The sequence below is a fragment of the Brevibacillus sp. M2.1A genome (assembly GCF_013284355.2).
In the GTDB taxonomy this organism is placed as follows: domain Bacteria; phylum Bacillota; class Bacilli; order Brevibacillales; family Brevibacillaceae; genus Brevibacillus.
In genome coordinates, this window is sequence record NZ_JABSUY020000001.1 from 5,786,299 (window position 1) to 5,812,243 (window position 25,945).

Genomic DNA, 25,945 nt, shown 5'->3' on the forward strand with positions numbered 1-25,945 from the left:
CCCAAGCTACACACGCTCGATAATCGTCGCAATCCCCTGCCCAACTCCAATGCACATCGCAGCCAACCCGTAACGGGCATCCCGACGCTCCATTTCATACAAAAGAGTAGTAAGGATGCGCGCTCCGCTACACCCGAGCGGATGCCCCAAAGCAATCGCTCCGCCGTTTACGTTGACCAGATCAGGGTTGACCCCCAGCTCGCGTACGCTTGCCACTGCCTGCGCCGCAAAAGCCTCGTTGAATTCGAACAGATCAATCTGCGTAAGTGACAAGCCTGCCTGCTTCAGTACTTTTCGCGTAGCAGGTACTGGCCCAATTCCCATCACGGATGGATCAACACCTGCTACTGCGGAGGCAACGATTCTTGCACGAGGCTTCAAGCCAGCCGCAAGAGCCGCTTCCTGTTCCATGATGAGCAGAGCGCAGGCTCCATCGTTTAGACCGCTGGAGTTGCCTGCTGTGACGCTACCATCTGCTTGGAATGCTGGTTTCAGTTTTTGCAACTGTTCGATAGTCGTCTCTGGACGTGCATGCTCATCCTGAGCAAACAGCGTGACCTCGCCTTTGCGCCCTTTCAGCTCTACCGGAACGATCTCGGCATCCCACTTTCCTTCTGCCAAGGCACGTGCGTAATTTTGCTGACTGCGCAAAGCAAACTCATCCTGCGCTTCGCGGCTTATGCCGTATTGCTCCGCTACCTTCTCCGCTGTTTCTCCTAGACTGATCGGCGGATACATCTCTTTCATTTTTTCGTTAACCAATCGCCAGCCCAACGTCGTATCGACTAACTGCTGATTACCGCGCTGAAAAGCCGTGCCAGGCTTCATCATCACCAGCGGAGAGCGTGTCATGCTCTCTGTCCCGCCCGCGATATAGACGTGACCTGCTCCGGCTTTGATTGCATTCGCGCTTTGGTTCACAGCCTCCAGCCCTGAGCCGCACAGACGGTTTACTGTCACTCCCGGCACCTCGACAGGCAATCCCGCCAATAGAAGTGACATACGCGCGACGTTGCGGTTGTCTTCCCCAGCCTGATTGGCACAGCCCATGATGACATCATCTATCGTCTTCGGATCGATGGCGTTTCGTTCCAGCAACTTTTGAATCACCAATGCGCCCAGGTCATCCGGGCGCACATCCTTCAACGCACCACCAATACGGCCGATTGGCGTGCGCACAGCATCTATAATGACAGGTGTACTCATTCTTCCACTCCTCTCATGCACGAGGGCTTTTTTCTATAGCGCTTCTACTAACGTGGCCAATCCTTGACCGCCGCCTATGCACAACGACACGATTCCGTATTTCTTTTGGCGACGTCTCAGCTCGAAAAGAATCGTACCTGCCAAGCGGGCACCGCTCATTCCGAGCGGATGGCCCAAGGCGATTGCTCCACCGTTTACATTGGTTTTCAAAGGGTCCAGCCCCAGCTCGCGTATGCAAGCAAGTGACTGGGAAGCAAAAGCTTCATTTAACTCAAACAGGTCGATTTGCTCGACGGTCATGTTCGTTTCGGCAAGCAGCTTGCGAATCGCAGATACTGGACCAATGCCCATGATGCGCGGATCAACACCAGCACTGACGAAATGAACAATGCGCCCCAAAGGAGCGACGCCTGTCTTTTGCAGCATTTCTTCGTTCATCAAGAGCAAAGCCGCTGCGCCATCATTGATACCGGAGGAGTTGCCTGCTGTGACGCTACCATCTTTTCGGAAGGCAGGTCGCAGCTTGGACAATGACTCCACACCAGAATCTCTTCTTGGGAATTCATCCGTATCAAACAGCGTCTCTTCCCCTTTTTTCCCTTTTAACGTGATGGGAATGATCTCATCGCGGAACAGACCTGCATCTATCGCGTTGATAGCCCGAGACTGACTCTCTGCTGCAAAACGATCCTGATCCTCGCGACTGATGCCGAATTGCTCCGCCACGTTTTCTGCTGTATCTCCCATGGTCAGATCGCCATAGAGCGAGACAGGAGCAGAACGAGGTCCGCCAAAAGACTCGATCAGCGTCTGTCCGCCGCGTTGATACGGCTGCTCGAATTTTTCCATGATGTACGGTGAACGAGTCAAATTCTCTACACCGCCCGCCAGCATGACCTGACTATGTCCTGCCTGGATGGACTGTGCAGCCAAATTGACTGCCTCTAGCCCGGATGCACACACCCGATTCACAGTCAATCCAGGTATGGTGTCAGGAAGCCCTGCTTTCAACAAACCAACGCGTGCAATGTTAATAAACGGTCCAGCCGATATGACGTTACCCATGATGACCCCATCGACAATCTCACCGGATTGTCCTGCCTTCGCAAGCGCTCCATTCAAGACAATGGCTGTCAGGTCGTCGATAGGGGTGTTTTTCAGACTTCCACCCAGCTTGCCGATTGGTGTACGTACTGCTGCTGCTACGTACACCTCCTTGTTAATCAAGCTCATGCCTCTACACCCACTTTGTCCTCGTACGTGTAAAAGCCTTGCCCACTGCGTACACCGACTCGCCCCGCCAGCACCAGCTTTCGTAATAGCGGCGCTGTGCGATAGCGTTCCTCGGCCAGGTCGCGTTGCAAGCCTCTCGATATCGCAAAAATCTCATCCAACCCGATGCGATCTGCCCATTCGAGAGGGCCGTATGGGTAGTTGGTGCCTTTTTTCATTGCGATATCGATATCAGTAGCGGTTGCTGCTTTTTCCATCAGAGTAAAGGCAGCCTCGTTGATAATGAGTGTTAAAATGCGTGGGAACACGAGACCTACCTCGTCGTTTACGTTTTCTGTCGCTTTCCCGAGCGATTGAAAGAAGCCTTCCGTTGCTTGAATCGTTTCCAGCTCCGTTTGCAAGGCAGGGGCAATCTCGATCAGCTCCCGTTCAACCAAGGGCACGAGCGTTCCAAATCCGCAAACGCGTTCAGGATGCTGTGTCCAGGACGCTACTTCTGTTGCTGTAATCGCGAGCGAAGTCGTGATGATCGGTACGTTTGGTGGCAATAGGTCATCCAGCTCGCGTATTTGCCTCTTCTTCGCCTGCATATCGATGCTATTTACCTCTATAGCCAATTCAACCAGCTCAGGTTCCGCCATCGCTTCTGCAAGCGTAAGCACCTGATAGCCTCTTTCCACCATCAAATCATTCAACTCTGCGTACAGCGGGCTTGTGCCCACGAGCAATACAGCTTTATTTGTTGTAGTCATAGAAGCCTTCCCCCGTCTTTCTGCCCAGGCTGCCGGATTGAACCATTTGTTGCTGAATCCGGCTAGGCTTAAATCGTCCTTCATGGAAGAAGTCGGTATAGACCGATTTGGTGGTGGCAAAATTGATGTCGATGCCAATCATGTCTTGCAGCTCAAACGGTCCCATTTTGAATCCGCCAGCCAGCTTCATAATCCGATCAATCTGCTCCACACCTGCCACATGATCGCCCAGGATGCGCAATGCTTCATTATAATAAGGACGTGCGATGCGATTGACGATAAAGCCAGGAGTGTCCGTCACCAGAACAGGCACCTTGCCCAACTCTTGCGCAAATCGATACGCCACCTCCACATTTTCCTCGCTCGATTTTTTCCCGCGAATTACCTCAACCAAAGGCATAACGGGTGCCGGATTGAAAAAATGAAATCCGAGAATGCGCTCGGGATGCGAAAGCCCTCCTGCAATCTCCGTTATTGAGATAGAGGAAGTATTCGTTAGTAAAAGGGCATCCTCTCTGCAAATCCCAGAAAGCTGGCTGAAAATGCTTTTTTTCAAATCAAGACGCTCTGGCACTGCTTCGATGACGATATCGCAATCGGCCAACTGCTCCATTTCCGATACGAGATGGACCAGCTCTAGCGTCTCTGTCATTTCTTGTTCACTGATTTTGTTTTTCTCCACGTCTTTTGTCAGGATCGATTCCAAATAGACAAGCGCTTTGTCCAGCACCGCCTGATTTGCATCCAGCAGCATGACCTGATGTCCTTTGCGAGCACAGACGAGAGCGATTCCCGCTCCCATTGTTCCCGCCCCGATGACGCCTACTGTTTTCGTACTCACTTGGGCTTGCCTCCCTTCGCCTCTAACGGCCTGTAAAACGAGGCGCACGTTTTTCCATGAAAGCGGTGACCCCTTCTTTATGATCCGCTGTGCTGCCAGCCGCTTCTTGTGCAAAAGCTTCATATTCCAAGGTCTCTTCCAACCCCAGCTCAAGCCCTTTGTACATCGTGCGCTTGATCAAACCAATTCCCTTCGTCGGCAGTAATGCCAGCTTGCGCGCATACGCCAACGCATCTTCCATGAAGCTCTCCGCTGGGTACACCTGATTGACCAATCCAATTCGCAGTGCTTCCTCAGCGGAAACCTTTTCCCCCGTCATCGCCAGTTCCAACGCCTTGCCGATCCCGACGATGCGCGGCAAGAAGTAGCAGCCTCCTGAATCAGGAACGAGCCCGATGTTGACAAAAGCATTGACGAAGGATGCCTTTTCCGAAGCCAGACGAATATCGCACGCCAGCGCAACACTCATGCCGGCACCAGCCGCTACCCCGTTTACCGCTGCGATGATTGGCTTCTCTGTTTTTTGAAACTGGAGGATCATGGGATTATAGCGATCCCGCAAGAAACCACCGTAATCCACATCTCCTTCTCCAGAAACGTCACCAAGATCCTGACCCGCATTGAACGCCCGCCCAGCTCCGGTAAGAACGATGCAACGCACGTCCGCATCTTTCTGGGCTTGCTTTAATGCATCGGTGATTTCCTTGTTCATGACGGCTGTAAACGCATTAAATTTGTCCGGACGGTTCAACGTCAACACTGCTACGCCTTCTGACACTTCATAAAGAATCGTTTCGTACATGACCGCCTCCTAATGTCCCGTAAAACGGGGTTTGCGCTTCTCCAGAAACGCTTGCATGCCTTCTTTTCGATCTTCGCTTGCCAAAAGAAGATAAAAGCTGTTTCGCTCGTAATCCAATCCCTCTTGAAGGGGGAGATCACCAGCTTTGTACACGGCTTTTTTGATGACCTGTACCGCGAGCGGCGGCTGTTGGGCGATTTGCTTCGCCAGCTTGAGTGCTTCCTGATAGTACGCCTCCACTGGCACTACCCGATTGACCAGGCCGTATTTCAACGCTTCTTTGGCCGAAATCGGTTCACCTGTGAGCAGCATCTCCAGTGCTTTTCGCTCACCTACCACACGCGTCAGACGCTGTGTACCACCAGCCCCAGGCATGACTCCCAGCTTGATTTCCGGTTGACCAATGACGGCTGTCTCCGAAGCGATCACAATGTCGCAGTTCATCATTAATTCACAGCCACCACCGAGCACAAAGCCGCTGACGGCACCAATAATCGGCTTGGAGATGAGTGAGATGCGATCCCAAACCGCAAACTGATTGCGCTTCATGATGTCGATGGCTGATGCTTCCGCCATTTCATTAATGTCAGCACCCGCTGCGAACGCCCTCGCGTTGCCAGTCAGGATGATCACCCGAATATCCGGGTCGCGGTCCATTTGCTCCAGCTGGTCAACCAATTCGTCGACGAGCTGCAAATTCAGTGCGTTTAGAATCTTCGGTCGATTCAGCGTAATGATACCGACACCATCTTCACTGGCTACGCTAATATATTCATAGGCCATGAACTGTCACACCCTTTTTTTACAGGAGCTGGTTTACATAGCTGCCTGTGATTTGTTTCGGTTATCCACGACTCGTATCGCTTTGCCTTCGCTGCGCGTCAAGAAATTTGGCGGTTGCACCCGCAGTACCACGGACACACCCAACGTATTTTTGATGTGATGGCAAATTTCTTTTACTAATGACGAGAGAGCAGAGCTGTCATTTCCACTGAGCTCTTTTGCATATGCTGGTGTCAGCTCGCAGTGCACCTCAAATCGGTCGAGGGCACCGTCGCGTTCGATGACGACCTGGTAGTGTGGAGCCAATTGGTTGAACGTAAGCAACACGGACTCGATCTCTGTCGGGAACACATTGACCCCGCGAATAATGAGCATGTCATCTACGCGCCCTTTGATGCGCGACATCCGCATGGTTGTCCGTCCGCACTTACAGGGCTCAGGATTGAGGGAAGCGATATCACCTGTGCGATAACGGACAACCGGGAATGCTTCTTTCGTCAGTGACGTAAATACGAGCTCGCCTTCTTGTCCGTATGGGAGCACTTCCCCGGTATTCGGATCGATAATTTCTGCGTAAAAATGGTCTTCTGCGATATGCAGACCATCCTGGACCTCATGACATTCAATGGAAACACCTGGCCCCATCACTTCGCTCAGCCCGTAAATGTCCACCGCTTTAATGTCGAGCTCATGTTCCAATTGCACGCGCATTTCTTCCGACCACGGCTCCGCACCAAAAATCCCGTATTTGACACTCGTCTCACGTGGATCGATTCCTTGCTTTTTCATCTCTTCTACGATGTTAAGGACGTAGGATGGCGTTGCTGCAATGCCACGTGGCTTGAAGTCCTCGATCAACGTAATTTGACGGGAGGTATTGCCACCGGATACTGGCACTGCGACTGCGCCCATGTGCTCGATGCCATTGTGCAGACCCAAGCCGCCTGTAAAAAGTCCGTAGCCATACGCGTTATGGAAAATGTCTCCCGGCTCTCCACCCGCACAGCAAATGGCGCGCGCCACGATCTCGGCCCAATTCTCCAAGTCTCTTTTTGTGTAGCCAACAACTGTAGGTTTTCCTTTCGTCCCGGAAGAACCGTGAATACGTGCTACTTCTTTCATTTCGACTGCAAATAGATTGAATGGATAGTTTTCTCGCAAATCAGTCTTTTTCATGAATGGAAGCTTCTGTATGTCTTCCATCGATTGGATATCTTCCGGTTTCACACCAGCCTCATTGAATGCTTTTGTGTGGAAAGGGACGCGCTCGTATACGCGTTTGACCGTTTCTTTCAAGCGTTTCAATTGCAGTTCCGTCATTTTCTCTCTTGGTAGCGTTTCCATTTCTGTATTAAAGATCATGTCGCTTCCCTCATTCCCTTGCGTTATGACTCGGTAGGAGTGCTTATTTGAAAATGTTACTCGCCTTTAAAAACCGGTTTTCTCTTTTCACGAAAGGCTTCCAATGCTTCCAGACGATCTGTCGTAGGAATAATCACTTCATAGCACATGGCTTCGATATCGAGACCTGTCTGCAAATCAACACTGCTTCCGCGATCAATGGCTGATTTTGCCTGATAAACCGCCAGCGGAGCATTTGCCAAAATCTCGTTGGCAAGCCCCATTGCCAGCTCACGCAGTTCCTCTGTATCTTTTGCAACAGCATTTACAAAACCGATTTGATACGCTTCCTGTGCTTGGATGCGTCTGGCAGTCAGAATCAGCTCCTTTGCCTTGGAAGGTCCAATCAAGCGAGACAACCGCTGCGTACCACCCGCTCCAGGAATGATGCCCAAGCTCACCTCTGTCAGTCCCATTTTGGCATCTGCGACGGCATAGCGGAAATCACAGGCCAGCGCAAGCTCAAATCCCCCGCCAAAAGCAAATCCGTTGATCATGGCAATCGTCGGCTGCGGAAGCCTCTCCAACGCAGTAAATACATCACGGATTTTGCGGACATTGCGGCGCACCTGCTGTTCCGTTAGTGTACGGCGCTCCTTCAAATCTGCCCCTGCACTAAATGCTCGCCCTTCTGCCTTTACGATGACCACGCGAATCTCTTTTGCATCTAAACGCACCTGCTCAATCAAGTTCCCCAGGCGCTCCAATGTTTCGTAGTTCAGCGCATTCAGCTCATCTGGACGATTTAACGTAATCAGTCCTATATGTCCTTCACGTTCAAAGCGAACGCTCTCTTCCATCATCAACGTCCTCCTTGTGCAGGCGGATTCACTCGCGCATACGTGCCGGTAGCAAAAGCCACTAGCTTGCCATCACAAGTCACGCGTGCTTCCATCACGATCAAGCTTTTTCCTTGTTTCAATACATGAGATTGTGCCTCGAGTACCTCACCGCGAGCAGGGTGCAGGTATTGAATCTTGCTCTCCACCGTCACACATTGCTGTACACCATCCACATGAGGTGCTGCCCCATGCCCCATCGCCACATCGGCTAATGTCGCCGTAACGCCTCCGTGTACGACACCTTCGATGCTATTGAACAGCTCGGGGCGAATTTTCAGTGCTACCTTACAGCCCTGTTCATCTCGGTGCACGACTTCTATGCCCAGGTAGTGGTTGAATCGATTACGGATCTCCACTGACATCTTTGCCCCCCTTCTCGTATCGTCTTGAAACAGTGAAAGGAGCCTAAGCACGGGCTTTTGGCATCCTTTCTCCGTTTTATTTTCGCTGTCAGTTATTCGTTTTCGTCGATTTCAACGAAGTAATCATTTTTCCGGTAAGCCAGTGCATCCAGTGTCGCTACCAAGCCATGCTCCGTTTCTACGCGGATGCGGTACCAGGCTGTGCGATTGTTTTTCTTCTCTTCGGTCGCTGTTGCCACCAAGCGATTCCCTTTCATGGCTGCAGCCAAAAAACCGATATTCATCGACAGTGCTACAGACGTTTTGCCATAGGAATTACAGGCCGCTGCAAAAACAAAGTCTGCCAGGGAGAAGATGATTGCGCCATGCGCGGTGCCGTGGGCATTCAGCATATGCTCGGCAACTGTGACTTCCGCAGTCGCCGTTCCTTCTCCCAGCTCAATCAGCTTAATGCCCAAAAATTGGGCAAATGGATCTTGCTTTAGCTTCTCACAAATCTCTGCGTAATGCTTCTGATGGAGCGCTTGTTCGTCTATCAATCTTTTCGTGGTCATGATTAAACTACTTCTGCAAAATGCATGGACACAATGGGTCCAGCGAAGCCACGGAGGTCTTTTCCTGCTGCGCGACCTTCAGGGGATGACAACGCTTCCATCAAAGCTTCTTTTGATTCAAAGTACATTTCTGCCATCAGATGCAGGTCGGATTCTCCCATTGGTGTTCCGTAGATTTTGCTCACTTCCATTTTGATTAAGCCAGGCATTTTTTCTGCCAATGGGCCATGTACCTCGAAATAATGTTTGTCAAAAGCATCGATATCTTCGGGCTTGCGATAAATTGCTATCAATTTCACCATCATGATCCCTGCTTTCCTCAGATTATAGTTGCAATGTGTGACGACTAATTCATATAACGTTATTTTAACGCATGTTAATATTTTTATTATATAAAGCCTTTGTTACAGGTGCAAGTATTTTTCAAAAAGCGAGAAAACTCTGCCAGATCGTATCCTCCCTTCCCTTCATGTTTATGACTGGGAAAAGGCTGACAGAATATGCTTCGATGGGGTGATTTCGACTTCTGTTTTCGGGAAAAGCCCTCACTTGCAGGAGTATCCGCTTCATAAGAAAAACCCCGTTGAATCCAACGAGGCTCTCGAAGTAATATTATTGACCATTCAGTCCGGAATAGGCACAAAAAAATGGCTTAGTCTCGCTTCCAATGTTGGGAATGGGTTGATATGAAGTCCGCCATGGATCGTGGTTTTCTCCCTGTTACTCGTTCTACCGTATCGGTTACGCTGTTTTCGGCACCATTGCGAATATGTTTATCCAAATCTGCCATGAAACCTGCATATTCCATCGTCAAACCTGCTGTGACCAGCTTATCCTGCAATGCTTCCGTGCTAATATGTTCATGCTTGATAGTACGTCCAATTGCTGATTCAATCATGGCCGCTACTTCTGCATAGCTTAGCGCCTCTGGTCCCGTAATAAAATGATGGGTGTTATGTGGAATCTCGTCAATGAGTGCATGAACTCCAACTTCGGCGATATCATCAGCGTCTACAAATCCAATCCTTCCATTTCCCGTAGATGTAACAATCTTGCCCTCCTCTTTGATTGAGGTTCCATGTTGCCCATGAATAAAATTTTGCATGAAATAAGAAGGCTTCAATATTGCCCACTCTGGACTATGCTTGCTTACTGCTTCATGGAGCCTTCCAAACACGGGTCCATCCTCAGGAATAATCAAAGCACTAAGCATGACAATCCGTTGCACGCCGGCTTGTAAAGCTCTATCCAGAAATGGAAGTACGAGCGGAGATGGATCAAAAACACCCACTGGTGCTACCAGATATAGCTTTTTCACATCTTTCAATGAATGCTCGAAGGTTGCTACTTCATTCCAATCAAAATGTACATACTCGATGTCGGCGAGAGATGGTTTAGTACGACTCGCTATACGGGGATGGTAGCCTAGTTCTGTTAGCTTTTTGGCAATACGGCTTCCTGTTGTACCCGTTCCACCTGTGATAAGTATCTTATCCTTACGTTCCATATGATCAGCTCCTTATCCAATCTTAGTTCCCAAACTGATGATCTCTGTTCAAAAACGATTCGATACTGCCACCGAAAGCCTCAATTGCCACCAATGGATTCCAATAATCCTTGTAATGGATAATTTTCTTGTCTTTGATTTGGATGACACTCACGTATTTTTGATTGTACGGCAGTCCTGTAGCAATTACTTGACCTTCACATTCAAATTCCACAATGACGTGGTTTGACGCTGCTGCATGATGAATGTGGGGAACACTGAATGTAAATAGGTCCATCTTTTGCGGAAAATCCTTGATATAGTTATAAATCGCTGACTTCCCTTCAATTTTTGAGGGATAATTTTGGGGAGCATACGGGAACTCAAAAACAGCGTTGTCATCCCAAAGTTCAATCCATTGATCCATATCCTGCTCCAGCATAAACAAGAGGAAGTTTTTCACAACTTCTTCTGCCTCCTGGCTGAGTTTTGTAGTAGCGTCAGTCATAGGTAGCACCTCACTAATCCTTTGTTATTATTTATCCACATTCCAGTTATTTTTAGATCGATCAGTCTATAATCGAAACAAAAAAACACTCACCTCCTTTCCAGATCGATCAGTCTAATATGTGTAAAAATAGAATGAAGCGTCTACAGTCGCTCCATTATCAATCAAGCGTGGACAGGGTAACGGTTAAAATATGGTCTAACACTTCTGGATTCGTACTTAACTTAGCTGCTTGGGTTAAAGCGTATCGTGCATGATTCAAATACTGTGCAAGTGCACGCAAATTTTTCTCACGATGACCCAGTTCGCCTTGTTCTTTCGCGCGGACCAGTGCAGTATAAAATGCTTCTTCTAATCGTGCCATATCGTCTTTAAAAAAATCTGCAATTTCCGTATCATGTGGTACTTGATCAATCGCACTAAGCAAAATGAAACATTCCTTGCAGCGACTCTCATCCTTGAGTACAGTTACGATTTCGCGGAAAATCTCCGCAATGCTTTCCTTCACTGAACCCGGCCGCTCCAGATGCGAAATAACGGCAGTCGTCTTCTCGCTCGCGTAATGCTTTACGGCTAATAGAAAGAGATCTCTTTTCGTGCCATACGTATCATACAGGCTTTGACGGGCGATCCCTAATCCATCCAACAAATTTTGCAGAGACGCACCTTCATAGCCATAGTGCCCAAATACTTCCATTGCCTTATGCAGGACAAGCGTCGTATCGAATTCCTTGCTTCTTGCCATGTTATGAATACTCCCTTCTGCGTTTAGATTATCTTTTCCGGACTGTTTAGTCAAGATTTTTTTCGGATCGTTTAGTCAAAAATATTTATTGTTGTATTCCTTCGCCAATAGCCTCGTGGGAAGAAGCGAATTTCCAGTCCAAGCGCCTCTGGAACCCGACCTAGCTTCGAAAAAATGGCGGGGAATTTCAGCTTCACCTTTGAACTACTTCATTGAAACTTCTACATTTGAAGCGCTCCCGCCATTTTTTCCGGAGCGGACAGTTGGCCCATGAGGGGCGTAGGCCGAGCCACTTAATAAAACAAATACACAAAAAAAGAGGACAGACCCAATGTCTGTCCTCTTCTATTCGCTCCACTTCCTAGATCCAAACCCAGAAAATAAAGACGAAAATTGCTAACAGGATTACGAATAACCCTGCGAAAATACTGATCCGTGCAAACTCATGACCTTTTTGATCCATGTGCATCCAGACATACAGCTGGAAGAACGCTTGAACAAAGGCCAGTGCTACGATGAATGGTACGGTAAAACCTGATGGAATTGCTTCATACGCCACAGCAATGAATGCCAGTGCGGTCAATACGAGAGATCCGATGAAAGCAACAAGGTGTCTTTTCGGACCCTCGTGCTTCACTTTCGGTTTGCGTACCTCTTCATTATGAGCTTGTGCTCCCATAGATTATCCCACCTTTCCACCGATCATACCCATGAGATATACCACGGTAAAGATGAATACCCATACAACGTCGATAAAGTGCCAGTACAGACATGCCAGGTAGAACTTCGGTGCAGTTACTACCGTCAGGCCCTTTTTCGTCGCAGATAGTTGTAAAAGGGTGATCCAGCAAATCCCGAACGCTACGTGAGCTCCGTGGAATCCAACCAATGTGTAGAAGGCAGATGCAAATGCACTCGTTGACATTTTCAGTCCTTCATTCACATAGTGTACGAACTCGTAAATCTCCAAAGCAAGGAAGCCGAGACCGAGTATTACTGTGATAGTCAGCCATAGCTGAATCTTCTTGAGGTCTTTCTTGTGCAGGGCCAGTGTTGCCATAACACTTGTCATCGAGCTGGTAAGCAAGAGAAGTGTGGCCACTGCAACGAGATTCATGTCAAACAACGCTTGGGACGTTGGTCCACCATTTGCTTGATCACGAAGAGCGATAAATGTTGCAAACAAGGAACCGAAGAGAACTGTCTCTCCACCGAGGAAGAGCCAGAAGCCAAGAACCTTATTCTTACCTTCAAGGGTGGCTTTTTCCGGTTCGTCAGGCAATACTGCATGTGCGTGATGGTTAGCCATTAAGCCTTTACCCCTTTCTCTTCGAGTTCATCTTCATGAATGTGATAACCTGGATCGTCTTTCACTGAACGGGTAAACATGCAAGCGAATGTAGCGAGCACTCCAATTACTACGACCACATAGTTGTGGTAGATAAAGCCATAGCCTGCCACGAACAATCCGAGAGACATCAGGAATGGCAAGAACGAAGGCGATGGCATATGAATGTCGCCAATTGGCTCTGCAGGCGTCATGCCCTTGTTACCAGCCATTTTCTCGACCCACAACGCATCCAAACCGCGAACGAGAGGCGTTTGAACGAAGTTGTACTCCGGCGGCGGCGAAGGAATCGCCCATTCGAGAGAACGTCCATCCCATGGATCGGCAGGAGCGCGTTTTGAGCTTTTCGCTGCGACGACTACGTTGATCAAGAATAGGATGGTACCGATCGTCATACCAAATGCACCAATCGTACTGATAAAGTTCCCCATATCCAGGTTCTGATCTTTGAGGTAAGTAAAGACGCGGCGCGGCATCCCCATCAGACCCAGGAAGTGTTGCGGGAAGAAGGTAAGGTGGAAACCAATGAAAAACGTCCAGAAGTTCCATTTACCGATTGTTTCGTTCAGCATTTTACCGAACATTTTCGGCCACCAGTAGTAAAGACCAGAGAAGAGACCGAATACGAGACCCCCTACGATTACGTAGTGGAAGTGAGCAACTACGAAATAACTGTCATGGTATTGGTAGTCAGCCGGCGGAACCGCAAGCATAACCCCTGTCATACCACCGATTGTAAACGTTGGGATAAATCCTACTGCAAACAGGTTTGCGGTAGGGAAGCGGATTTGACCGCCCCACATGGTCAACAGCCAGTTAAAGATTTTGATACCTGTAGGCACAGCAATCAACATGGTTGCAAGTCCAAACAGCGTGTTGGCAATTGCACCCAAACCTGTTGTGAACATGTGGTGAGCCCACACCATGAAGCCCAAGAAACCGATCAGCGCAGTTGCAAATACCATGGAGCTGTAACCAAACAGACGCTTTCTTGAGAATGTAGAAACTACTTCAGAAATGATACCGAATGCCGGGAGAATCAAAATGTATACTTCGGGGTGACCGAAGATCCAGAACAAGTGCTCCCAGATAACAACGTTACCACCTGCGTCAGGGTTGAAAAAGTTTCCGCCGAACAAGCGGTCAAACATCAACAGAACCAAACCAACCGTAATCGCAGGGAATGCAAAGAGGATCAAACCGGATGTAATAAAGGACGCCCAGGTGAACATTGGCATACGCATGAATGTCATACCTGGAGCACGCATGTTGATGATGGTAACCAGGAAGTTAATACCACCAATCAGCGTTCCAAGACCGGCAATTTGCAAACCGAGCACGTAGAAGTCTACGCCTCTTCCACTGTATTGATTCAAAGCCAAAGTTGTATACGATGTCCAACCAGCATCAGGTGCGCCACCCAAGAACCAGCTTGTGTTCAGTAGCACTCCCCCGAAGAAAAATAGCCAGAATCCGAGTGCGTTAACAAACGGGAATGCTACGTCGCGTGCACCGATTTGAAGGGGAACAATCGCATTCATCAAAGCAAAAATGATCGGCATAACCGCCAAGAAAATCATCGTAGTGCCGTGCATCGTAATTAATTCGTTAAACGTCTTGGCACCAACGAATTCAATCTCTGGGTACATCAACTGCAAACGAATCAGCAGGGCTTCCAAACCACCGGCCAAGAAGAAAATCCCACCAGCAATCAGATACAGGATCGCAATCTTCTTATGGTCCACTGTCGTAAGATAATCCCACAGCCCCGAGCGATTTGGTGCATGAGAAGCATGTGCAGACACGGGTTTACCTCCTTTTTAAGCGTCACTGCCTATGACGATTGTCAATGCAATAAGTTTTATGAGGTTTTACTTTACTTTTTCTCGCTTACGCTCAATGTCTCCATGTACTCAACAAGCGCTTTCACTTGGGTGTCATCGAGGTTGAGGTTAGGCATTTTGTTGCCCGGCTTGATTTTTTGCGGATCTTTCAGCCACTCTGCAATGTTTTCCGGCGTATGTGCTTTGATACCTGCTACACGTTCGCGATCTGCAAAGTTAGTCAGGTTTGGCCCCATCTTACCGCCTTTACCTGCCACAGCGTGACATCCCAAACAGCTCTTATCGAAGATTTGTTGACCTTCTGCAGCCAGTGGAGAAGTTGCTGTTACAGGTTCTTTTGCCTGAACACCCTTCATGTTAGCTACCCAAGTGTCAAAATCTGCTTGTTCCATTACTTCTACCTTGAAGTCCATCAAGGCATGGGATGCTCCACAGAGCTCCGCACATTTACCGTAGTAAATGCCTGCTTTGTCTGCCTGCAACCACATTTTGTTTTCTTGCCCTGGGTTCGTATCGATTTTACCGCCCAATGCAGGAATCCAGAATGCGTGCTTAACATCAGACGCTGATAATACGAATTGAATCTTTTTGCCAACTGGCAATACCAAGTCTTGTGCAGTCGCTACTCCAAGATCAGGATACTCGAATTCCCACCAGAATTGGTGAGCAGTAACCTTTACTTGAACTGCTTCCTCTTTTGGGTACTCCTTGTGCAGTGCGAAACCGGTAGTAACAGTCGGAATCGCCATGATGATAAGAAGCAAGAAAGGAATTACCGTCCAAAGAATTTCAAGTGCATGATTTCCTTCGACCTGCTTAGGAATGCCTTGCTGTCCGGGACGCTTACGATAACGGATAAGGACGTACGTAAAGATCGTCATAACGACAATGAAGACGCCGATCATGATAGCGGAGGACAGCTTCATCAGGTCAAACTGCATAGCAGCTACCGGACCAGAGGGCTTGAGCGCTGAGAGCTCATCTTTGCCACACCCGGTTAACACTAGCGCCAGCAGAGCAAACAGGGAAAACTGACGCCAATACTGTTGCCAACCCTTCATACCAATGAACCCCTCTTTCTTCGTGTTGGTAACGTTCTAGCCACGCCTACAACTAGAAGTTTTCGTACTTTTCTATCTGCTTGAAGAAATCGCATACAATACCATTTACAACTATAATGCCCAAACTTGAAAGGTATTAGCAGCCATTCCAGAAACAAACAGGAAAGTAAGGGGCAGTATTGCACACTTCTACCCAAGCGTGGTAACCATTTAAGTATACATAAATTTTCCTTAATACAAAGGCTATTTGTTATGATTTTGTTAACAAATTTATGAACAATTTTGTGAACATTGCAGTTAAATTATGACAACACATACAATTAAAAGGAGAATTCCATGCAAAAAAGACCAATTGCACTAGTCACTGGTACCTCAAGTGGCTTTGGTAAGCACGCATCAGTCGCTTTAGTCAAGGCTGGTTTTCAGGTAATTGCTGCTATGCGTGATCTCACAAAAAGAGACCCTCTTGACAAATTGGCAAGCTTGCTAATAGAGCCTGATCATCTGGAAGTCATTTCCCTTGATGTTACGCATCCGGAACAAATTCAGGATGCAATCACCTCCATCATTGCACGGCATGGGCGCATTGATCTGTTGGTGAACAATGCTGGTTACGCGTTGGGCGGCTTTGCTGAGGAAGTCTCTTCCGAACAATGGCGCAAACAGTTTGATGTAAATGTATTCGGGCTGATCGAGGTCACTCGGGCAGTCTTGCCTTACATGCGGCAGCAACAAGCTGGGCGTATTATTAACGTAAGCAGCATCAGTGGCCGATTTGGTTTCCCCGGTCTCTCGCCCTATGCCGCATCCAAGCATGCAGTCGAAGGCTTCAGTGAATCGCTTCGCCTTGAAATGCTGCCCTTTCAAGTCCAAGTCGTCCTTGTTGAGCCCGGCTCATTTCGTACAGCAATCTGGGAGAAAGGAATGCAAGACCAACAGCTTGATGAAGACTCTCCTTACGCCTCCCAAATGAAACAACTGATGCGTCACGTAGAATCAATCATAGAAAAGGCACCTGCTCCCGACGCAGTCATTTCAACGATCGTCCATGCAGCCACCACTCCCAACCCGCGATTTCGCTACCCGGTTGGCCGGGGCGTGGCACTTACGATCGCCGCAAAAAATTGGCTTCCGTGGTCATGGATTGAGCGAATCGTGACAAAGCGATCATAATGATTTTTTCATAAACAAAACACACCCCCAAGGAGTGTGTTTGCACGTTAAACAACTATACACTTTCCGTTCGTCCTGTGCGTATCAGCCAAACATGCTGGATATATTCTGCTACGCCATAAAATATCGCAACAAACCCGGCCCCGATTGCAGCGATTTGAGCCGTCGGGAAAAACACAATACTTCCATAAACGATCAAAAAGCCGATAATCAAGTCAAACATCGTCGTAAGCCAAAGACTCCCTGCCGTAAGGATCGCCCTATCCAAAAAATATCCGGCGACTGCCAAGACAAATCCGACTCCAACAGACTGATATAGATTAGCGAAATTCACTTCTGGAAAGAGAGCATCTGCCAAAACGACCAACAACGGACTAACGAGGAGCTTCATCAAAAGACCGTCCACGTCTATTTACTCTCCTTTACTGGGGGTGTACTCAGTATGCCCCTTGTTTACTTTAGCCATGTCATGACACCGTCGTATACAGGCTTGTAAACCATTTCCACCCAATATACAGGATTGGGGACAACCCCTTTCTCGGCTCCTGCGTACAAGCCAACACTGATGACAAGCAACCCGAGAAAGACAGCAATCTCTTTGCGCTGCCGCTTCCGAATCAATCGGGGCAGCTCATATGCACAAACCATTATAGATACAACGATGACAGCAAATGTCGACATACAAACTCCCTCTGCCCCTGTCACACAATCACTTTTCTTCAAAGGCATTATTGATGGTTCCTAAACGTCTGATTTTCACATCAGCAACCACATGTACAGGCAGCTTGGCAAATTCCTTTTCCCAATTCGCCCCTATCTTCTTCCATACTTTCGGGTACGTTCGATGAATCGCTTCTCCGAATCCATATATGTCTACTCCATGCTTCTTGGCATTGGCAATTGCTTTTGTCGCCAATGCTTCCATTGATTTTTCCGCCTCTTTTTCCAGCTCCTTGATCGTATTCTCCTCTGTCAGATCGAGCTTGCATTGCACTTCACCAATATCATTTTCCAAACCGATATGAACGATGACTTCAGGCGCGCCATTTTTCATGGTAGCCTCGATTTTCGCGTCAGCGTGCATGACTTCCATTGTCAAGAGCCCTCCCCCCTTGCAAGGCATACTTCCGACGGTGCTTTTTACTTTGCCTGTAATGTAACTATAGGCTTTGCTGTCCGCTTCACTCAGCCAGTTGATCATCTTGTCCCCCCGGAAAGTAGCCAATGTCGTATATTGAAGAAGCACGGGGGTATCTATTTGCTCGACATTCTTCCGTTGGTCACCCTCCCTTGCAGATCCGGTTAGTCGCACGCCTGTCAACACCGCTTGTTTCCCTTTGATGGTAAAGTCAGTAATTAATTGATCCATCGTAACCGCTGCGGTTGGTGCCCATACTTTGGAGGATGTCTCCAAAGAAGCAAACATTTCTGTAGAAGGGATTTGCTCAAGCGGTGTGATCACTCTCAGGATGTTGCGTGCCGTCGTTCCTCTGGCGATGGCAATATAAAAGTCAGTCCGAAATTCATGGTCTCGCGAGACAAAATCGACGACAGGAGCGATCCCTTCTCTCGCGACCTCCTCGCCAAATATGAGCATCCGCGTGTGAGCCATATAAATTTTCCGGGGAGAGATCGTAGTCATTTTCCGCACAGCCTCAAAAATCGTTGGAGCCTTCATGGTAAAGAGTGTAACAGGCGCACGTCCAGGCTTTCCCTTGTTGGCCGCGACCTCTGCAGGGTCTACTACTTGAACCGAAACTTGATAGCCTCCTTGCACTTTATCAATGCCGATCCCAACCGCAATCGCCAAATCGTTCAGTTCTTTTCGATCCCAACAACCAGCTAGGATAATAACGAGCACGATGCAGAGAAGAACTTTTATCCCTTTCACTGGTGCCCACTCCTTTCCATGCTGTGGAAAACCTCTTACTTCTGCGGTGGTAATGGCTTTATCCCTTTAGATTGGCGGCGCAAATTGTTTTTGGTAATCGATTCAGGCCGTTTGTCCAAGGCCCAGCGAGGCAAGCGAAAAATCGTGTCTCTTTGCTCTTTCAGGGAAAACGGAGCAAACGATTCCATATACGGTACGCCAAACGAGCGCAGACTGCATAAATGCAGCACCAAGGCCAGCATCCCTACAATGATTCCGTATATGCCAAAAGAAGCAGCCAGCACCATCAGGGGAAAACGAAGAATCCTCACGGTAATCGACATATTGCTCGCCGGGAAAATAAAGCTGGATATCGCGGTAATCGAGACCACAATGACCATCGCTGCCGATACAATCCCCGCTTCCACCGCTGCTTGTCCAATGACGAGCGTTCCCACGATAGAAATGGCTTGCCCTACTGCACGTGGCATGCGGATTCCAGCCTCTCGCAATATCTCAAAAGCGACTTCCATCATGATCGCCTCAATGAAGGCTGGAAAGGGTACTCCTTCTCGCTGTGCCGCCAAGCTGATCAGAAGCTGTGTCGGGAGCATCTCTTGGTGAAAGGTCGTAATGGCGATATAGAGGGAGGGAGCCAGCAAGGCTATTAAAAAACAAGCAAATCGCAGCATGCGAATCAACGTACTAAAATCAAAGCGCTGATAGTAGTCTTCCGCTGAATGGAAAAATTCCACGAAGAGAGAGGGCACGGTCAAAACAAATGGAGTCCCATCTACAAGAATCGCTACGCGCCCCTCTAATAGATTTGCGGCCACTACATCAGGGCGCTCCGAGTTAGAGATAGTGGGGAAAGGTGTGTAAGCTTCGTCCTGGATCAGCTCCTCAATCATGCCGCTTTCCATGATGCCATCGATGCTGATTCGATCCAGTCTATTACGGACCTCTTCTACAACACCTTCTTCCACAATCCCTTTCATATACACAATCGCGACTTCTGTCTTGGTTTCTTCGCCGATTCTGTTAATTTCAATCCATAGCTTTTCACTGGAAATCCGTCTCCGCAGTAGCGTAATATTGGTGCGGAGTGTCTCCGTGAAGCTTTCTCGTGGACCACGAATGACTGTTTGCGATGACGGCTCGGTGACCCCTCTATCCTTCCACTCCTGCAAACCAATATGAATTCCTTGCGAGCAGCCATCCACGAGAATGATGACACAGCCAGACAACAAAGCTGTAAACAAGGTGGGAAAATCGTATAAATCCCCCATATCCCCTACAGTCAGGATGGATTCTTTTAAAAAGGGTACAAACGCGTCTTCGCGTATTCCTTCCCATTCCTTCAGGCGCATTTTGTATAAGAGGCTGTCGATTAATACGGCTTGTACCAGATACGAATCAACCATACCGTCCGCATACATGACAGCTGCCCGAACAGGTTCCAGGCTATCTAGGACTACCTCTCGAATCACGATGTCATTGCTGTATCCGAGCGATTCTTTTATATAGTGAACGTTGTCGTCTAGGCTGCAACCAATCTGAGCCATTCGGATTGCTCCTCACATCGGCAATTATGAACACAGTTTCTCCGATTGCTCTCATTACTAAACAAAACGTTCATGACCGTTTTCACAGAAAAAGACCTCGCACTCATGTAAGAGGACAAGGTCTTTTGGTATATGTTCTACACTATGGAGCAGGTGTTTGTGCTTCCCCTGGCACTGCAGCATCGTCAAAGGACGGGTCGTGCCAATCTACTTTGTGTTTTTCCTGAAGCGTATTTAACCAGGTGCCGTAGTTCTGACTGCGATTTTGGTCAGTCAGCATCATCTTGATATGATCTTTAACTTTATCAAACTCAGGTGTCGGTGACCCCAGCTGTGCTTTATTTGTATTGTAGTAGGTTTTGATTTGCTCCTCGGTAACCGGGAATGCTTTATCCAACAACTTATCCCGTGTCATGAGCACGTTCAACTTATCCCGCAGCTGGGCCTCGGTCATTCCCATACTCTTCAAGTAGTTCTGGAATGCCTCAGGTGAACCTACCTGTTGTTTCATCGAATCAATCTCTTTATTCATATCTTCTTGCGTCACCGCGACGTTTTGCGCCTTGGCTTCCTGCTTGATTAACGCTTCCGCAACAAGTTCATGTATCGTTTGTTTTCCGTACGTTTTCTTCATTTCACCGTAAAGCTGATTTTGTGTAATCGAGGTATCGCCAGCCGTTACCAATACAGGGTCATTGCCTTTTGCCCATGATTGATAAAAACCTAATACAGCTAACCCCGTTAATAATATGGCAACCGAAAGCATGGAAATATCAAACTTCTTCACTTGGATATCCTCTCTTTCTATAATCTGCCCTCCAAGTATAGAAAGAAGTTATGGTAGAAAAATGGAAAGCGTATTACACAACTTTTCCACATTCTAAACATATTATGCGCTACATAAAAAATCGGGTAAAAAAAGAGGAGAGAACGGAGGCGATGACAGGACCTAAAACTGCCCAAACCTGTAAAAAGCGTTCTTGTTTTCTGTCTTTTTCTACTTCCATAAACTGAGCAAGTGCTTCCTTGTCCCGATTTTCGTTTGACAGTAGTTGCAAGATAATGTCTTTGTCTTTTTCCGTCTTCTCTGCTTTCGTTTCTAACTCAGTCTGCAGCTTGTTCAAAACTTGCAGTACATCATAACGCACATCCTCCATGCGTCCCAACCGATGTTCAATTCGTTCCAACCACTTCGTGACGACTATCATTTGTCCCTCAAGCTGATCGATTCGTTCTTCGAATTTGTCTAATTTCAAATAGATACGTTGGATATGCTGATCTATATCTTTCTGATTTTCATATGGTCCCGCTGTCATAGATTCCACCTCCCCCGTCCGTCCTTTATACTACTTGTTTATGTAGCGGAGAGGAGCATTGCTTGTACGGTTATCCCGCTTTGTTCAGTCTCGTGTAAAAAAAGGCGGCAAACAAATGTATTTCCAAATCCTGAATTCAGCTAAAATAGATGAAAGACTATCTAGCATTTCTCTCAAATAAACGGGGACAAAACCGTTTATTCATTAAGGAGGATACCATGACAACCTTGTTGGAGGTAAAAGGGGTAACGGGTGGGTACTCTTACAACCACGCTGTAATCAAAGACGTCTCCTTTCACATACGCGAAAAAGAAATCGTGGCCCTAATCGGGCTGAATGGCGCAGGCAAAAGCACGACAATCAAGCATATTTTAGGACTCTTGGAGCCCACCGCAGGTGAAATCAGCATTGCAGGGAAGACCTTTCAATCCGACCCCGAAAACTATCGTTTGTCTTACGGGTATATTCCCGAGTCTCCCATTTATTACGAAGAGCTTACGCTATGGGAGCATATCGAGTTAATGGCCATGAGTCACGGGCTGGATCAGGAAGTTTTTTATGAACGGGCACGTCCTCTCTTAAAAGAATTCCGCATGGAGGAAATGAAAGACCGATTTCCTCAGCAGTTTTCCAAAGGGATGCGCCAAAAGCTCATGATTATGATGGCGTTGCTCGTACAACCGCCTCTGTACATCGTGGATGAACCGATCCTGGGTCTGGACCCTCTGGGGATTCGTTCTCTTCTCACGTGGTTGAACCGTTGCAAGGAGCAGGGGGCTGGCATTCTGATGTCTACCCATATTTTGGCGACCGCCGAGAAGCATTGTGACCGATTCATTATTTTGCACAAAGGCGAGATTAGAGCCCAAGGAACGCTTGAGGAGCTTCGGCGTATAACAGGGCTCCCGGATAGCTCCTTGGACGACATATACTTGCATATCGTAGAGGATGACGGCCAGTGAAAATAGACGTAGATCAATTATTTCGCAAACGGTTCCATGCCTTTTCCGTAGAATTCATTCGGTATGCCCAGTACATGGCGAATGGCGGTTTGGCGTTCGTCGGAATCTTTTTGATGGGGTTGCTCGCCTTCTACTACCGCAGCATCATCGCTATGATTCCAGCCTGGTTCCCTTTACCGTATGCCATGGCGCTCGTGATTGCAATCGTCGTGGTGAGAAGCCCCCTGCGCACGTTTTTGTTGGAAGCGGATTTGCTTTTTTTGACTCCGCATGAAGTAAGACTGGATCGCTATTTCCGCAAGGCGCTTGTTTACAATTTTGCGATCCAGAGCATGGTAGTGTTTATCGTCCTGCTCCTGCTCATGCCTATGTATACAGGGGTAGTAGGCGCTCAAGGCGTGCAGCTGTGGGTTTATTGGGGCATTCCCTTGCTCTTGAAGGGCTGGAATATTTACAGCAATTGGACGTTCTTACGTGTGCCAGATCAGAAGAAGATCGGATTCTACACACTGGCTCGATTTGTCTTTTCGTACATCCTCCTCGCTTGGGTATTAAGTGAAGGACATTTCTTGCGCGTAGGTCCTATCCCATTTGGCGTTCTGATCTGCGCTGCGCTTTTGATCTGGCTCCATTCACGAATGTTGACCTACAAGAAAAAACATTCTCTACAATGGTATCGCCTGCTGGCCATCGAAAGCGGCTTGCGTCACCGCTTTTATCAGTTTGTGAACAACTTCAGGGATGTCCCTGCCGTGCAGCACCAAGTGAAGTCACGCTCGTGGCTTATTACCCTGACGAAGCTGCTGCCTTATCGTCAATCAACAGCAGGACATCATTTGTTTACCAAAAAGTTTATTCGCTCTGGTGACTTTGCGGGCATTTATTTCAGACTCCTCCTGCTGTCAAGCTTCGTCGTTCTCATATTGCCCGGCCCGTATGCGAAAATCATTGCCGGTCTGCTCTTTCTCTTCATGACTGCCAGCCAGATTGGTAGCCTTTGGCGGCATCAGCAAAAGCGCAACGGGTATTCAATCTTTCCGATTCGGGATGGTCAGTTGAAACAGGCTTTTAGCTGGTTGCGTATGGTTCTTTTAGGGGTACACGGTTTAGTGCTTTTCCTCATTGGAATTTTGTAGTGTAAGCTTGCCGTTACATGAAAAGCCGCGTGGAAGAAGCGCATTTCCAGTCCAAGCGCCTCTGGAGCCCGACAAAGCGGAGGGCTGAATGGAGGGAGTTATTTTAGCTTCAACTCTGCGAATTCCTCATCGAAACTTCTACTTTTGAAGCGGCTCCCGCCATTCAGACCGGAGCGGACAGTCTTCACCCCTTGTGGGGCGGAGGCCGAAGCGTAGACTGGAAATGCGCTTCTTCCCCCACTACAGCCACAAAAAAACAGCTCTTCCCGGCATCATCCTGCCAGTAGAAGAGCTGTTTTTTATTTATTGATAAAGTAATTCATCTACAGTCGGAACGTATCCACCTTGCTGCGCAACTCCTGAATGCTGTTTGTCACCTGCTCCGTTTCAGACACGAACTGATCAACGTTTCCACTGACCTCATGCATCGTAGCAGATACTTCTTCGGTGGCTGCTGCTGTTTGTTCCGAGATGGCAGTAACCGTCAACACGGATTCATTCACCTTGTTCTGACCGTGCTTCATCGTCTCTACACTTGCCATCACATTCGCTAGCGACGTCTTCAAGGTATGCGTCATGTCAGACAGCGCCGTAATGCCTTGTGTGACGGAATCCAAACGCTCTGTACCCGCATTGTAGCGATCCAGTGTCGCATTTGTCTTTTCCGTCGCTTGTCTTACCTGATCTTGAATGTCTTTGATGCTCTCCTGAATGACATGAGTTGCCGCACCTGTCTGTTCAGCCAGCTTGCGAACTTCCCCCGCTACCACAGCGAAACCTCTGCCCGCTTCGCCAGCACGCGCGCTCTCGATGGCTGCATTCAGCGCCAGCAGATTGGTTTGTCCGGCGATTTGCTGAATCGTTTCAATCACGTCGTTAATTCGGCTCGATTTTTCTTCGAGAATCGCCATCGTATTTTGCACTTCATGAAATTGTTTGTTCGTTTCGGTTCCATCTGCCAAAAACTCTTGCAATACTTTATAGCTGCTCTCTCCGATATCAGACACACGATTGGATACTGCATCCATCTCGTCAATCGCCGTATTCAATTCAGACAGCTCGCTCAAGAATTCTTGAACCGTTTGCACTGTCATCTCCATCGCGTTTGCTGTCTGCTCATTCCCTTGGGCAATCTCTTGGCTGGTGACCACGATGTTTTTGTTTTGCTCGCGGACAGAGTGGGCACCTTCCCGAATGGAATTCGCCATGCTGTCGATATGCTCCGTTGTCTCTTTTACTCCACCAATGATTTGACGCAGTTGTGCCGTCATCTCACCAAAAGCAACGACAATTCGGCCAATCTCGTCTTTTTTGTTGGAAACAGAAATCTCTGTAGACGTGAGATCACCGGAAGCAATCCGCATAGACGCCTCTTGTACAACTTGCAGTGGACGAAGCATCTTTTTGATCAGGAAGAATACAGCAACCAAAGAAATGATCGTTACGACAATCATAGCGATAATGATGCGTGGCATGGTTTCATCCAAAACCTGATCATTAATCAACTCTACTTTGTCTGCCGCAGTATCTACACCTAGCACAGCAATTACTTGACCAGATGGATCTTCAATCGGTACGAATGCACTTAGGTAGTCCCCGTACACAGGGTCTTTGACGATTGGCGTGCTGTTCGAACCGCCTGCCAGAGCAGGAGCAATATCAGCCATGCCGGTAGAGGTCGTCTCTTGACCGATTGTAGCTGCTCCCTCAGCTCCTTTCGCCGTTCCATCCACCATAATCTTTACTTTTTCACCGTCTGTATGAAGAATATAAACATAAAGGGCACCTGTTTTTTCGGTGTACTCAAGCAACAAATTTCGGATTGACCAGTAGTCGTCAGATTCTTGTGGCTGAGATATAAATTTCGCTATCTTCTCTGAATCAAGCCCTTGGGAGATATGCAATGCTGTGTTGATGCTTGAGCGCGAGAGTGTCTTTTCAACAGTGGTTACGCTGTTTTCGTAAATCATGATAATATTAATTGCCATCATGACGGCAATGATCACCGCTACAAGAGCAACGACCCGTGTTGCCAAGCTCTTACTCATCCTGCCTCACTTCTCCTTCGCCGGTTACGATATGTGTATAAAAAAAGCACCCAAAAAGGGTGCTTTTCCTAAACACTCCCTACCAGTCTTATCGACAATCGGTAGTG

28 protein-coding genes are annotated in these 25,945 nt (G+C 48.0%); 3 read left to right on the forward strand and 25 right to left on the reverse strand.

The window, feature by feature from the left end; all coding sequences use genetic code 11:
• Positions 1-6: 6 nt before the first annotated feature.
• The 18 genes from HP567_RS27575 to coxB form a co-directional block, all read right to left on the reverse strand.
• On the reverse strand, positions 7-1,206 hold the full coding sequence (locus HP567_RS27575; protein ID WP_173609899.1) for a thiolase family protein: 1,200 nt from the start codon (positions 1,204-1,206) through the stop codon (positions 7-9).
• 33 nt (positions 1,207-1,239) lie between these two features.
• On the reverse strand, positions 1,240-2,439 hold the full coding sequence (locus tag HP567_RS27580; protein WP_173609898.1) for a thiolase family protein: 1,200 nt from the start codon (positions 2,437-2,439) through the stop codon (positions 1,240-1,242).
• Positions 2,436-3,191, reverse strand: a complete 756-nt coding sequence (locus HP567_RS27585; protein WP_173609897.1) for a 3-hydroxyacyl-CoA dehydrogenase family protein — start codon at positions 3,189-3,191, stop codon at positions 2,436-2,438. The genes HP567_RS27580 and HP567_RS27585 overlap by 4 nt, the downstream gene beginning before the upstream one ends.
• Positions 3,175-4,032, reverse strand: a complete 858-nt coding sequence (locus HP567_RS27590; RefSeq protein ID WP_173609896.1) for a 3-hydroxyacyl-CoA dehydrogenase family protein — start codon at positions 4,030-4,032, stop codon at positions 3,175-3,177. Before HP567_RS27590 ends, HP567_RS27585 begins: the two co-directional genes overlap by 17 nt.
• A gap of 22 nt (positions 4,033-4,054) precedes the next feature.
• Positions 4,055-4,834: an enoyl-CoA hydratase-related protein gene (locus HP567_RS27595; RefSeq protein ID WP_173609895.1), complete on the reverse strand. Its 780-nt coding sequence runs from the start codon at positions 4,832-4,834 to the stop codon at positions 4,055-4,057.
• A 9-nt stretch (positions 4,835-4,843) separates the two neighbouring features.
• A complete protein-coding gene (locus HP567_RS27600) occupies positions 4,844-5,617 on the reverse strand; it encodes an enoyl-CoA hydratase-related protein (RefSeq protein ID WP_173609894.1) in 774 nt (257 codons plus the stop codon).
• A 33-nt stretch (positions 5,618-5,650) separates the two neighbouring features.
• Complete coding sequence (gene paaK, locus HP567_RS27605) at positions 5,651-6,979, reverse strand: phenylacetate--CoA ligase PaaK (protein WP_173609893.1); 1,329 nt, start codon at positions 6,977-6,979, stop codon at positions 5,651-5,653.
• A gap of 56 nt (positions 6,980-7,035) precedes the next feature.
• Positions 7,036-7,821 (reverse strand): enoyl-CoA hydratase-related protein, encoded by a 786-nt coding sequence (locus HP567_RS27610; protein WP_173609892.1) that lies wholly within the window; start codon positions 7,819-7,821, stop codon positions 7,036-7,038.
• Positions 7,821-8,222, reverse strand: coding sequence for a PaaI family thioesterase (locus HP567_RS27615; protein WP_016741459.1), 402 nt, complete (start codon positions 8,220-8,222; stop codon positions 7,821-7,823). Before HP567_RS27615 ends, HP567_RS27610 begins: the two co-directional genes overlap by 1 nt.
• A 92-nt stretch (positions 8,223-8,314) precedes the next feature.
• Positions 8,315-8,776: a PaaI family thioesterase gene (locus HP567_RS27620; RefSeq protein WP_173609891.1), complete on the reverse strand. Its 462-nt coding sequence runs from the start codon at positions 8,774-8,776 to the stop codon at positions 8,315-8,317.
• A 2-nt stretch (positions 8,777-8,778) separates the two neighbouring features.
• Positions 8,779-9,078 (reverse strand): EthD family reductase, encoded by a 300-nt coding sequence (locus HP567_RS27625; RefSeq protein ID WP_106785970.1) that lies wholly within the window; start codon positions 9,076-9,078, stop codon positions 8,779-8,781.
• Positions 9,079-9,428: 350 nt separating this feature from the next.
• On the reverse strand, positions 9,429-10,283 hold the full coding sequence (locus HP567_RS27630) for an NmrA family NAD(P)-binding protein (protein ID WP_173609890.1): 855 nt from the start codon (positions 10,281-10,283) through the stop codon (positions 9,429-9,431).
• A 22-nt stretch (positions 10,284-10,305) separates the two neighbouring features.
• Positions 10,306-10,770 carry a nuclear transport factor 2 family protein gene (locus HP567_RS27635; RefSeq protein WP_173609889.1) on the reverse strand — a complete coding sequence of 155 codons (465 nt, stop codon included), beginning with the start codon at positions 10,768-10,770 and terminating at the stop codon, positions 10,306-10,308.
• 160 nt (positions 10,771-10,930) lie between these two features.
• Positions 10,931-11,515: a TetR/AcrR family transcriptional regulator gene (locus tag HP567_RS27640; RefSeq protein WP_173609888.1), complete on the reverse strand. Its 585-nt coding sequence runs from the start codon at positions 11,513-11,515 to the stop codon at positions 10,931-10,933.
• 361 nt (positions 11,516-11,876) lie between these two features.
• Complete coding sequence (locus HP567_RS27645) at positions 11,877-12,194, reverse strand: cytochrome C oxidase subunit IV family protein (protein ID WP_007723383.1); 318 nt, start codon at positions 12,192-12,194, stop codon at positions 11,877-11,879.
• A gap of 3 nt (positions 12,195-12,197) precedes the next feature.
• Positions 12,198-12,824: a cytochrome c oxidase subunit 3 gene (locus HP567_RS27650; protein ID WP_173609887.1), complete on the reverse strand. Its 627-nt coding sequence runs from the start codon at positions 12,822-12,824 to the stop codon at positions 12,198-12,200.
• Positions 12,824-14,668, reverse strand: coding sequence for a cytochrome c oxidase subunit I (gene ctaD / locus HP567_RS27655; RefSeq protein ID WP_173609886.1), 1,845 nt, complete (start codon positions 14,666-14,668; stop codon positions 12,824-12,826). Before ctaD ends, HP567_RS27650 begins: the two co-directional genes overlap by 1 nt.
• Positions 14,669-14,739: 71 nt before the next feature.
• Positions 14,740-15,768, reverse strand: a complete 1,029-nt coding sequence (gene coxB / locus HP567_RS27660) for a cytochrome c oxidase subunit II (RefSeq protein WP_173609885.1) — start codon at positions 15,766-15,768, stop codon at positions 14,740-14,742.
• 336 nt (positions 15,769-16,104) lie between these two features.
• On the opposite strand from coxB, the gene HP567_RS27665 reads away from it, so the two are divergent.
• Complete coding sequence (locus HP567_RS27665; protein WP_173609884.1) at positions 16,105-16,941, forward strand: oxidoreductase; 837 nt, start codon at positions 16,105-16,107, stop codon at positions 16,939-16,941.
• A gap of 55 nt (positions 16,942-16,996) precedes the next feature.
• On the opposite strand, the gene HP567_RS27670 is transcribed toward HP567_RS27665, so the two are convergent.
• The 6 genes from HP567_RS27670 to HP567_RS27695 form a co-directional block, all read right to left on the reverse strand.
• On the reverse strand, positions 16,997-17,347 hold the full coding sequence (locus tag HP567_RS27670; RefSeq protein WP_173609883.1) for a hypothetical protein: 351 nt from the start codon (positions 17,345-17,347) through the stop codon (positions 16,997-16,999).
• Positions 17,348-17,394: 47 nt separating this feature from the next.
• On the reverse strand, positions 17,395-17,622 hold the full coding sequence (locus HP567_RS27675; RefSeq protein WP_173609882.1) for a hypothetical protein: 228 nt from the start codon (positions 17,620-17,622) through the stop codon (positions 17,395-17,397).
• Between the two features lie 28 nt (positions 17,623-17,650).
• Complete coding sequence (locus HP567_RS27680; protein WP_173609881.1) at positions 17,651-18,832, reverse strand: Ger(x)C family spore germination protein; 1,182 nt, start codon at positions 18,830-18,832, stop codon at positions 17,651-17,653.
• 35 nt (positions 18,833-18,867) lie between these two features.
• Positions 18,868-20,376: a spore germination protein gene (locus tag HP567_RS27685; RefSeq protein ID WP_173609880.1), complete on the reverse strand. Its 1,509-nt coding sequence runs from the start codon at positions 20,374-20,376 to the stop codon at positions 18,868-18,870.
• Positions 20,377-20,518: 142 nt separating this feature from the next.
• Positions 20,519-21,163 (reverse strand): SurA N-terminal domain-containing protein, encoded by a 645-nt coding sequence (locus tag HP567_RS27690; protein ID WP_173609879.1) that lies wholly within the window; start codon positions 21,161-21,163, stop codon positions 20,519-20,521.
• 109 nt (positions 21,164-21,272) lie between these two features.
• Positions 21,273-21,692 carry a hypothetical protein gene (locus HP567_RS27695; protein ID WP_173609878.1) on the reverse strand — a complete coding sequence of 140 codons (420 nt, stop codon included), beginning with the start codon at positions 21,690-21,692 and terminating at the stop codon, positions 21,273-21,275.
• 218 nt (positions 21,693-21,910) lie between these two features.
• Here HP567_RS27695 and HP567_RS27700 point away from each other — a divergent pair, with 218 nt between their 5' ends.
• Together HP567_RS27700 and HP567_RS27705 are read left to right on the forward strand one after the other, a co-directional pair.
• Entirely contained in the window at positions 21,911-22,654 is a 744-nt protein-coding gene (locus HP567_RS27700) for an ABC transporter ATP-binding protein (RefSeq protein WP_173609877.1), read from the forward strand.
• A complete protein-coding gene (locus tag HP567_RS27705) occupies positions 22,651-23,790 on the forward strand; it encodes an ABC transporter permease (protein ID WP_173609876.1) in 1,140 nt (379 codons plus the stop codon). Before HP567_RS27700 ends, HP567_RS27705 begins: the two co-directional genes overlap by 4 nt.
• 323 nt (positions 23,791-24,113) lie before the next feature.
• Here HP567_RS27705 and HP567_RS27710 read toward each other — a convergent pair whose 3' ends face one another.
• On the reverse strand, positions 24,114-25,838 hold the full coding sequence (locus tag HP567_RS27710; protein WP_173609875.1) for a methyl-accepting chemotaxis protein: 1,725 nt from the start codon (positions 25,836-25,838) through the stop codon (positions 24,114-24,116).
• Positions 25,839-25,945 lie beyond the last annotated feature (107 nt).

Coding starts and splice junctions, on each gene's coding strand:
- HP567_RS27575 (WP_173609899.1), bottom strand. CDS start 1,206: ATGAGTACACCTGTCATTATAGATGCTGTGCGCACGCCAATCGGCCGT.
- HP567_RS27580 (WP_173609898.1), bottom strand. CDS start 2,439: ATGAGCTTGATTAACAAGGAGGTGTACGTAGCAGCAGCAGTACGTACA.
- HP567_RS27585 (WP_173609897.1), bottom strand. CDS start 3,191: ATGACTACAACAAATAAAGCTGTATTGCTCGTGGGCACAAGCCCGCTG.
- HP567_RS27595 (WP_173609895.1), bottom strand. CDS start 4,834: ATGTACGAAACGATTCTTTATGAAGTGTCAGAAGGCGTAGCAGTGTTG.
- HP567_RS27600 (WP_173609894.1), bottom strand. CDS start 5,617: ATGGCCTATGAATATATTAGCGTAGCCAGTGAAGATGGTGTCGGTATC.
- paaK (WP_173609893.1), bottom strand. CDS start 6,979: ATGATCTTTAATACAGAAATGGAAACGCTACCAAGAGAGAAAATGACG.
- HP567_RS27610 (WP_173609892.1), bottom strand. CDS start 7,821: ATGATGGAAGAGAGCGTTCGCTTTGAACGTGAAGGACATATAGGACTG.
- HP567_RS27615 (WP_016741459.1), bottom strand. CDS start 8,222: ATGTCAGTGGAGATCCGTAATCGATTCAACCACTACCTGGGCATAGAA.
- HP567_RS27620 (WP_173609891.1), bottom strand. CDS start 8,776: ATGACCACGAAAAGATTGATAGACGAACAAGCGCTCCATCAGAAGCAT.
- HP567_RS27625 (WP_106785970.1), bottom strand. CDS start 9,078: ATGGTGAAATTGATAGCAATTTATCGCAAGCCCGAAGATATCGATGCT.
- HP567_RS27630 (WP_173609890.1), bottom strand. CDS start 10,283: ATGGAACGTAAGGATAAGATACTTATCACAGGTGGAACGGGTACAACA.
- HP567_RS27635 (WP_173609889.1), bottom strand. CDS start 10,770: ATGACTGACGCTACTACAAAACTCAGCCAGGAGGCAGAAGAAGTTGTG.
- HP567_RS27640 (WP_173609888.1), bottom strand. CDS start 11,515: ATGGCAAGAAGCAAGGAATTCGATACGACGCTTGTCCTGCATAAGGCA.
- HP567_RS27645 (WP_007723383.1), bottom strand. CDS start 12,194: ATGGGAGCACAAGCTCATAATGAAGAGGTACGCAAACCGAAAGTGAAG.
- HP567_RS27650 (WP_173609887.1), bottom strand. CDS start 12,824: ATGGCTAACCATCACGCACATGCAGTATTGCCTGACGAACCGGAAAAA.
- coxB (WP_173609885.1), bottom strand. CDS start 15,768: ATGAAGGGTTGGCAACAGTATTGGCGTCAGTTTTCCCTGTTTGCTCTG.
- HP567_RS27665 (WP_173609884.1), top strand. CDS start 16,105: ATGCAAAAAAGACCAATTGCACTAGTCACTGGTACCTCAAGTGGCTTT.
- HP567_RS27675 (WP_173609882.1), bottom strand. CDS start 17,622: ATGTCGACATTTGCTGTCATCGTTGTATCTATAATGGTTTGTGCATAT.
- HP567_RS27685 (WP_173609880.1), bottom strand. CDS start 20,376: ATGGCTCAGATTGGTTGCAGCCTAGACGACAACGTTCACTATATAAAA.
- HP567_RS27695 (WP_173609878.1), bottom strand. CDS start 21,692: ATGACAGCGGGACCATATGAAAATCAGAAAGATATAGATCAGCATATC.
- HP567_RS27700 (WP_173609877.1), top strand. CDS start 21,911: ATGACAACCTTGTTGGAGGTAAAAGGGGTAACGGGTGGGTACTCTTAC.
- HP567_RS27710 (WP_173609875.1), bottom strand. CDS start 25,838: ATGAGTAAGAGCTTGGCAACACGGGTCGTTGCTCTTGTAGCGGTGATC.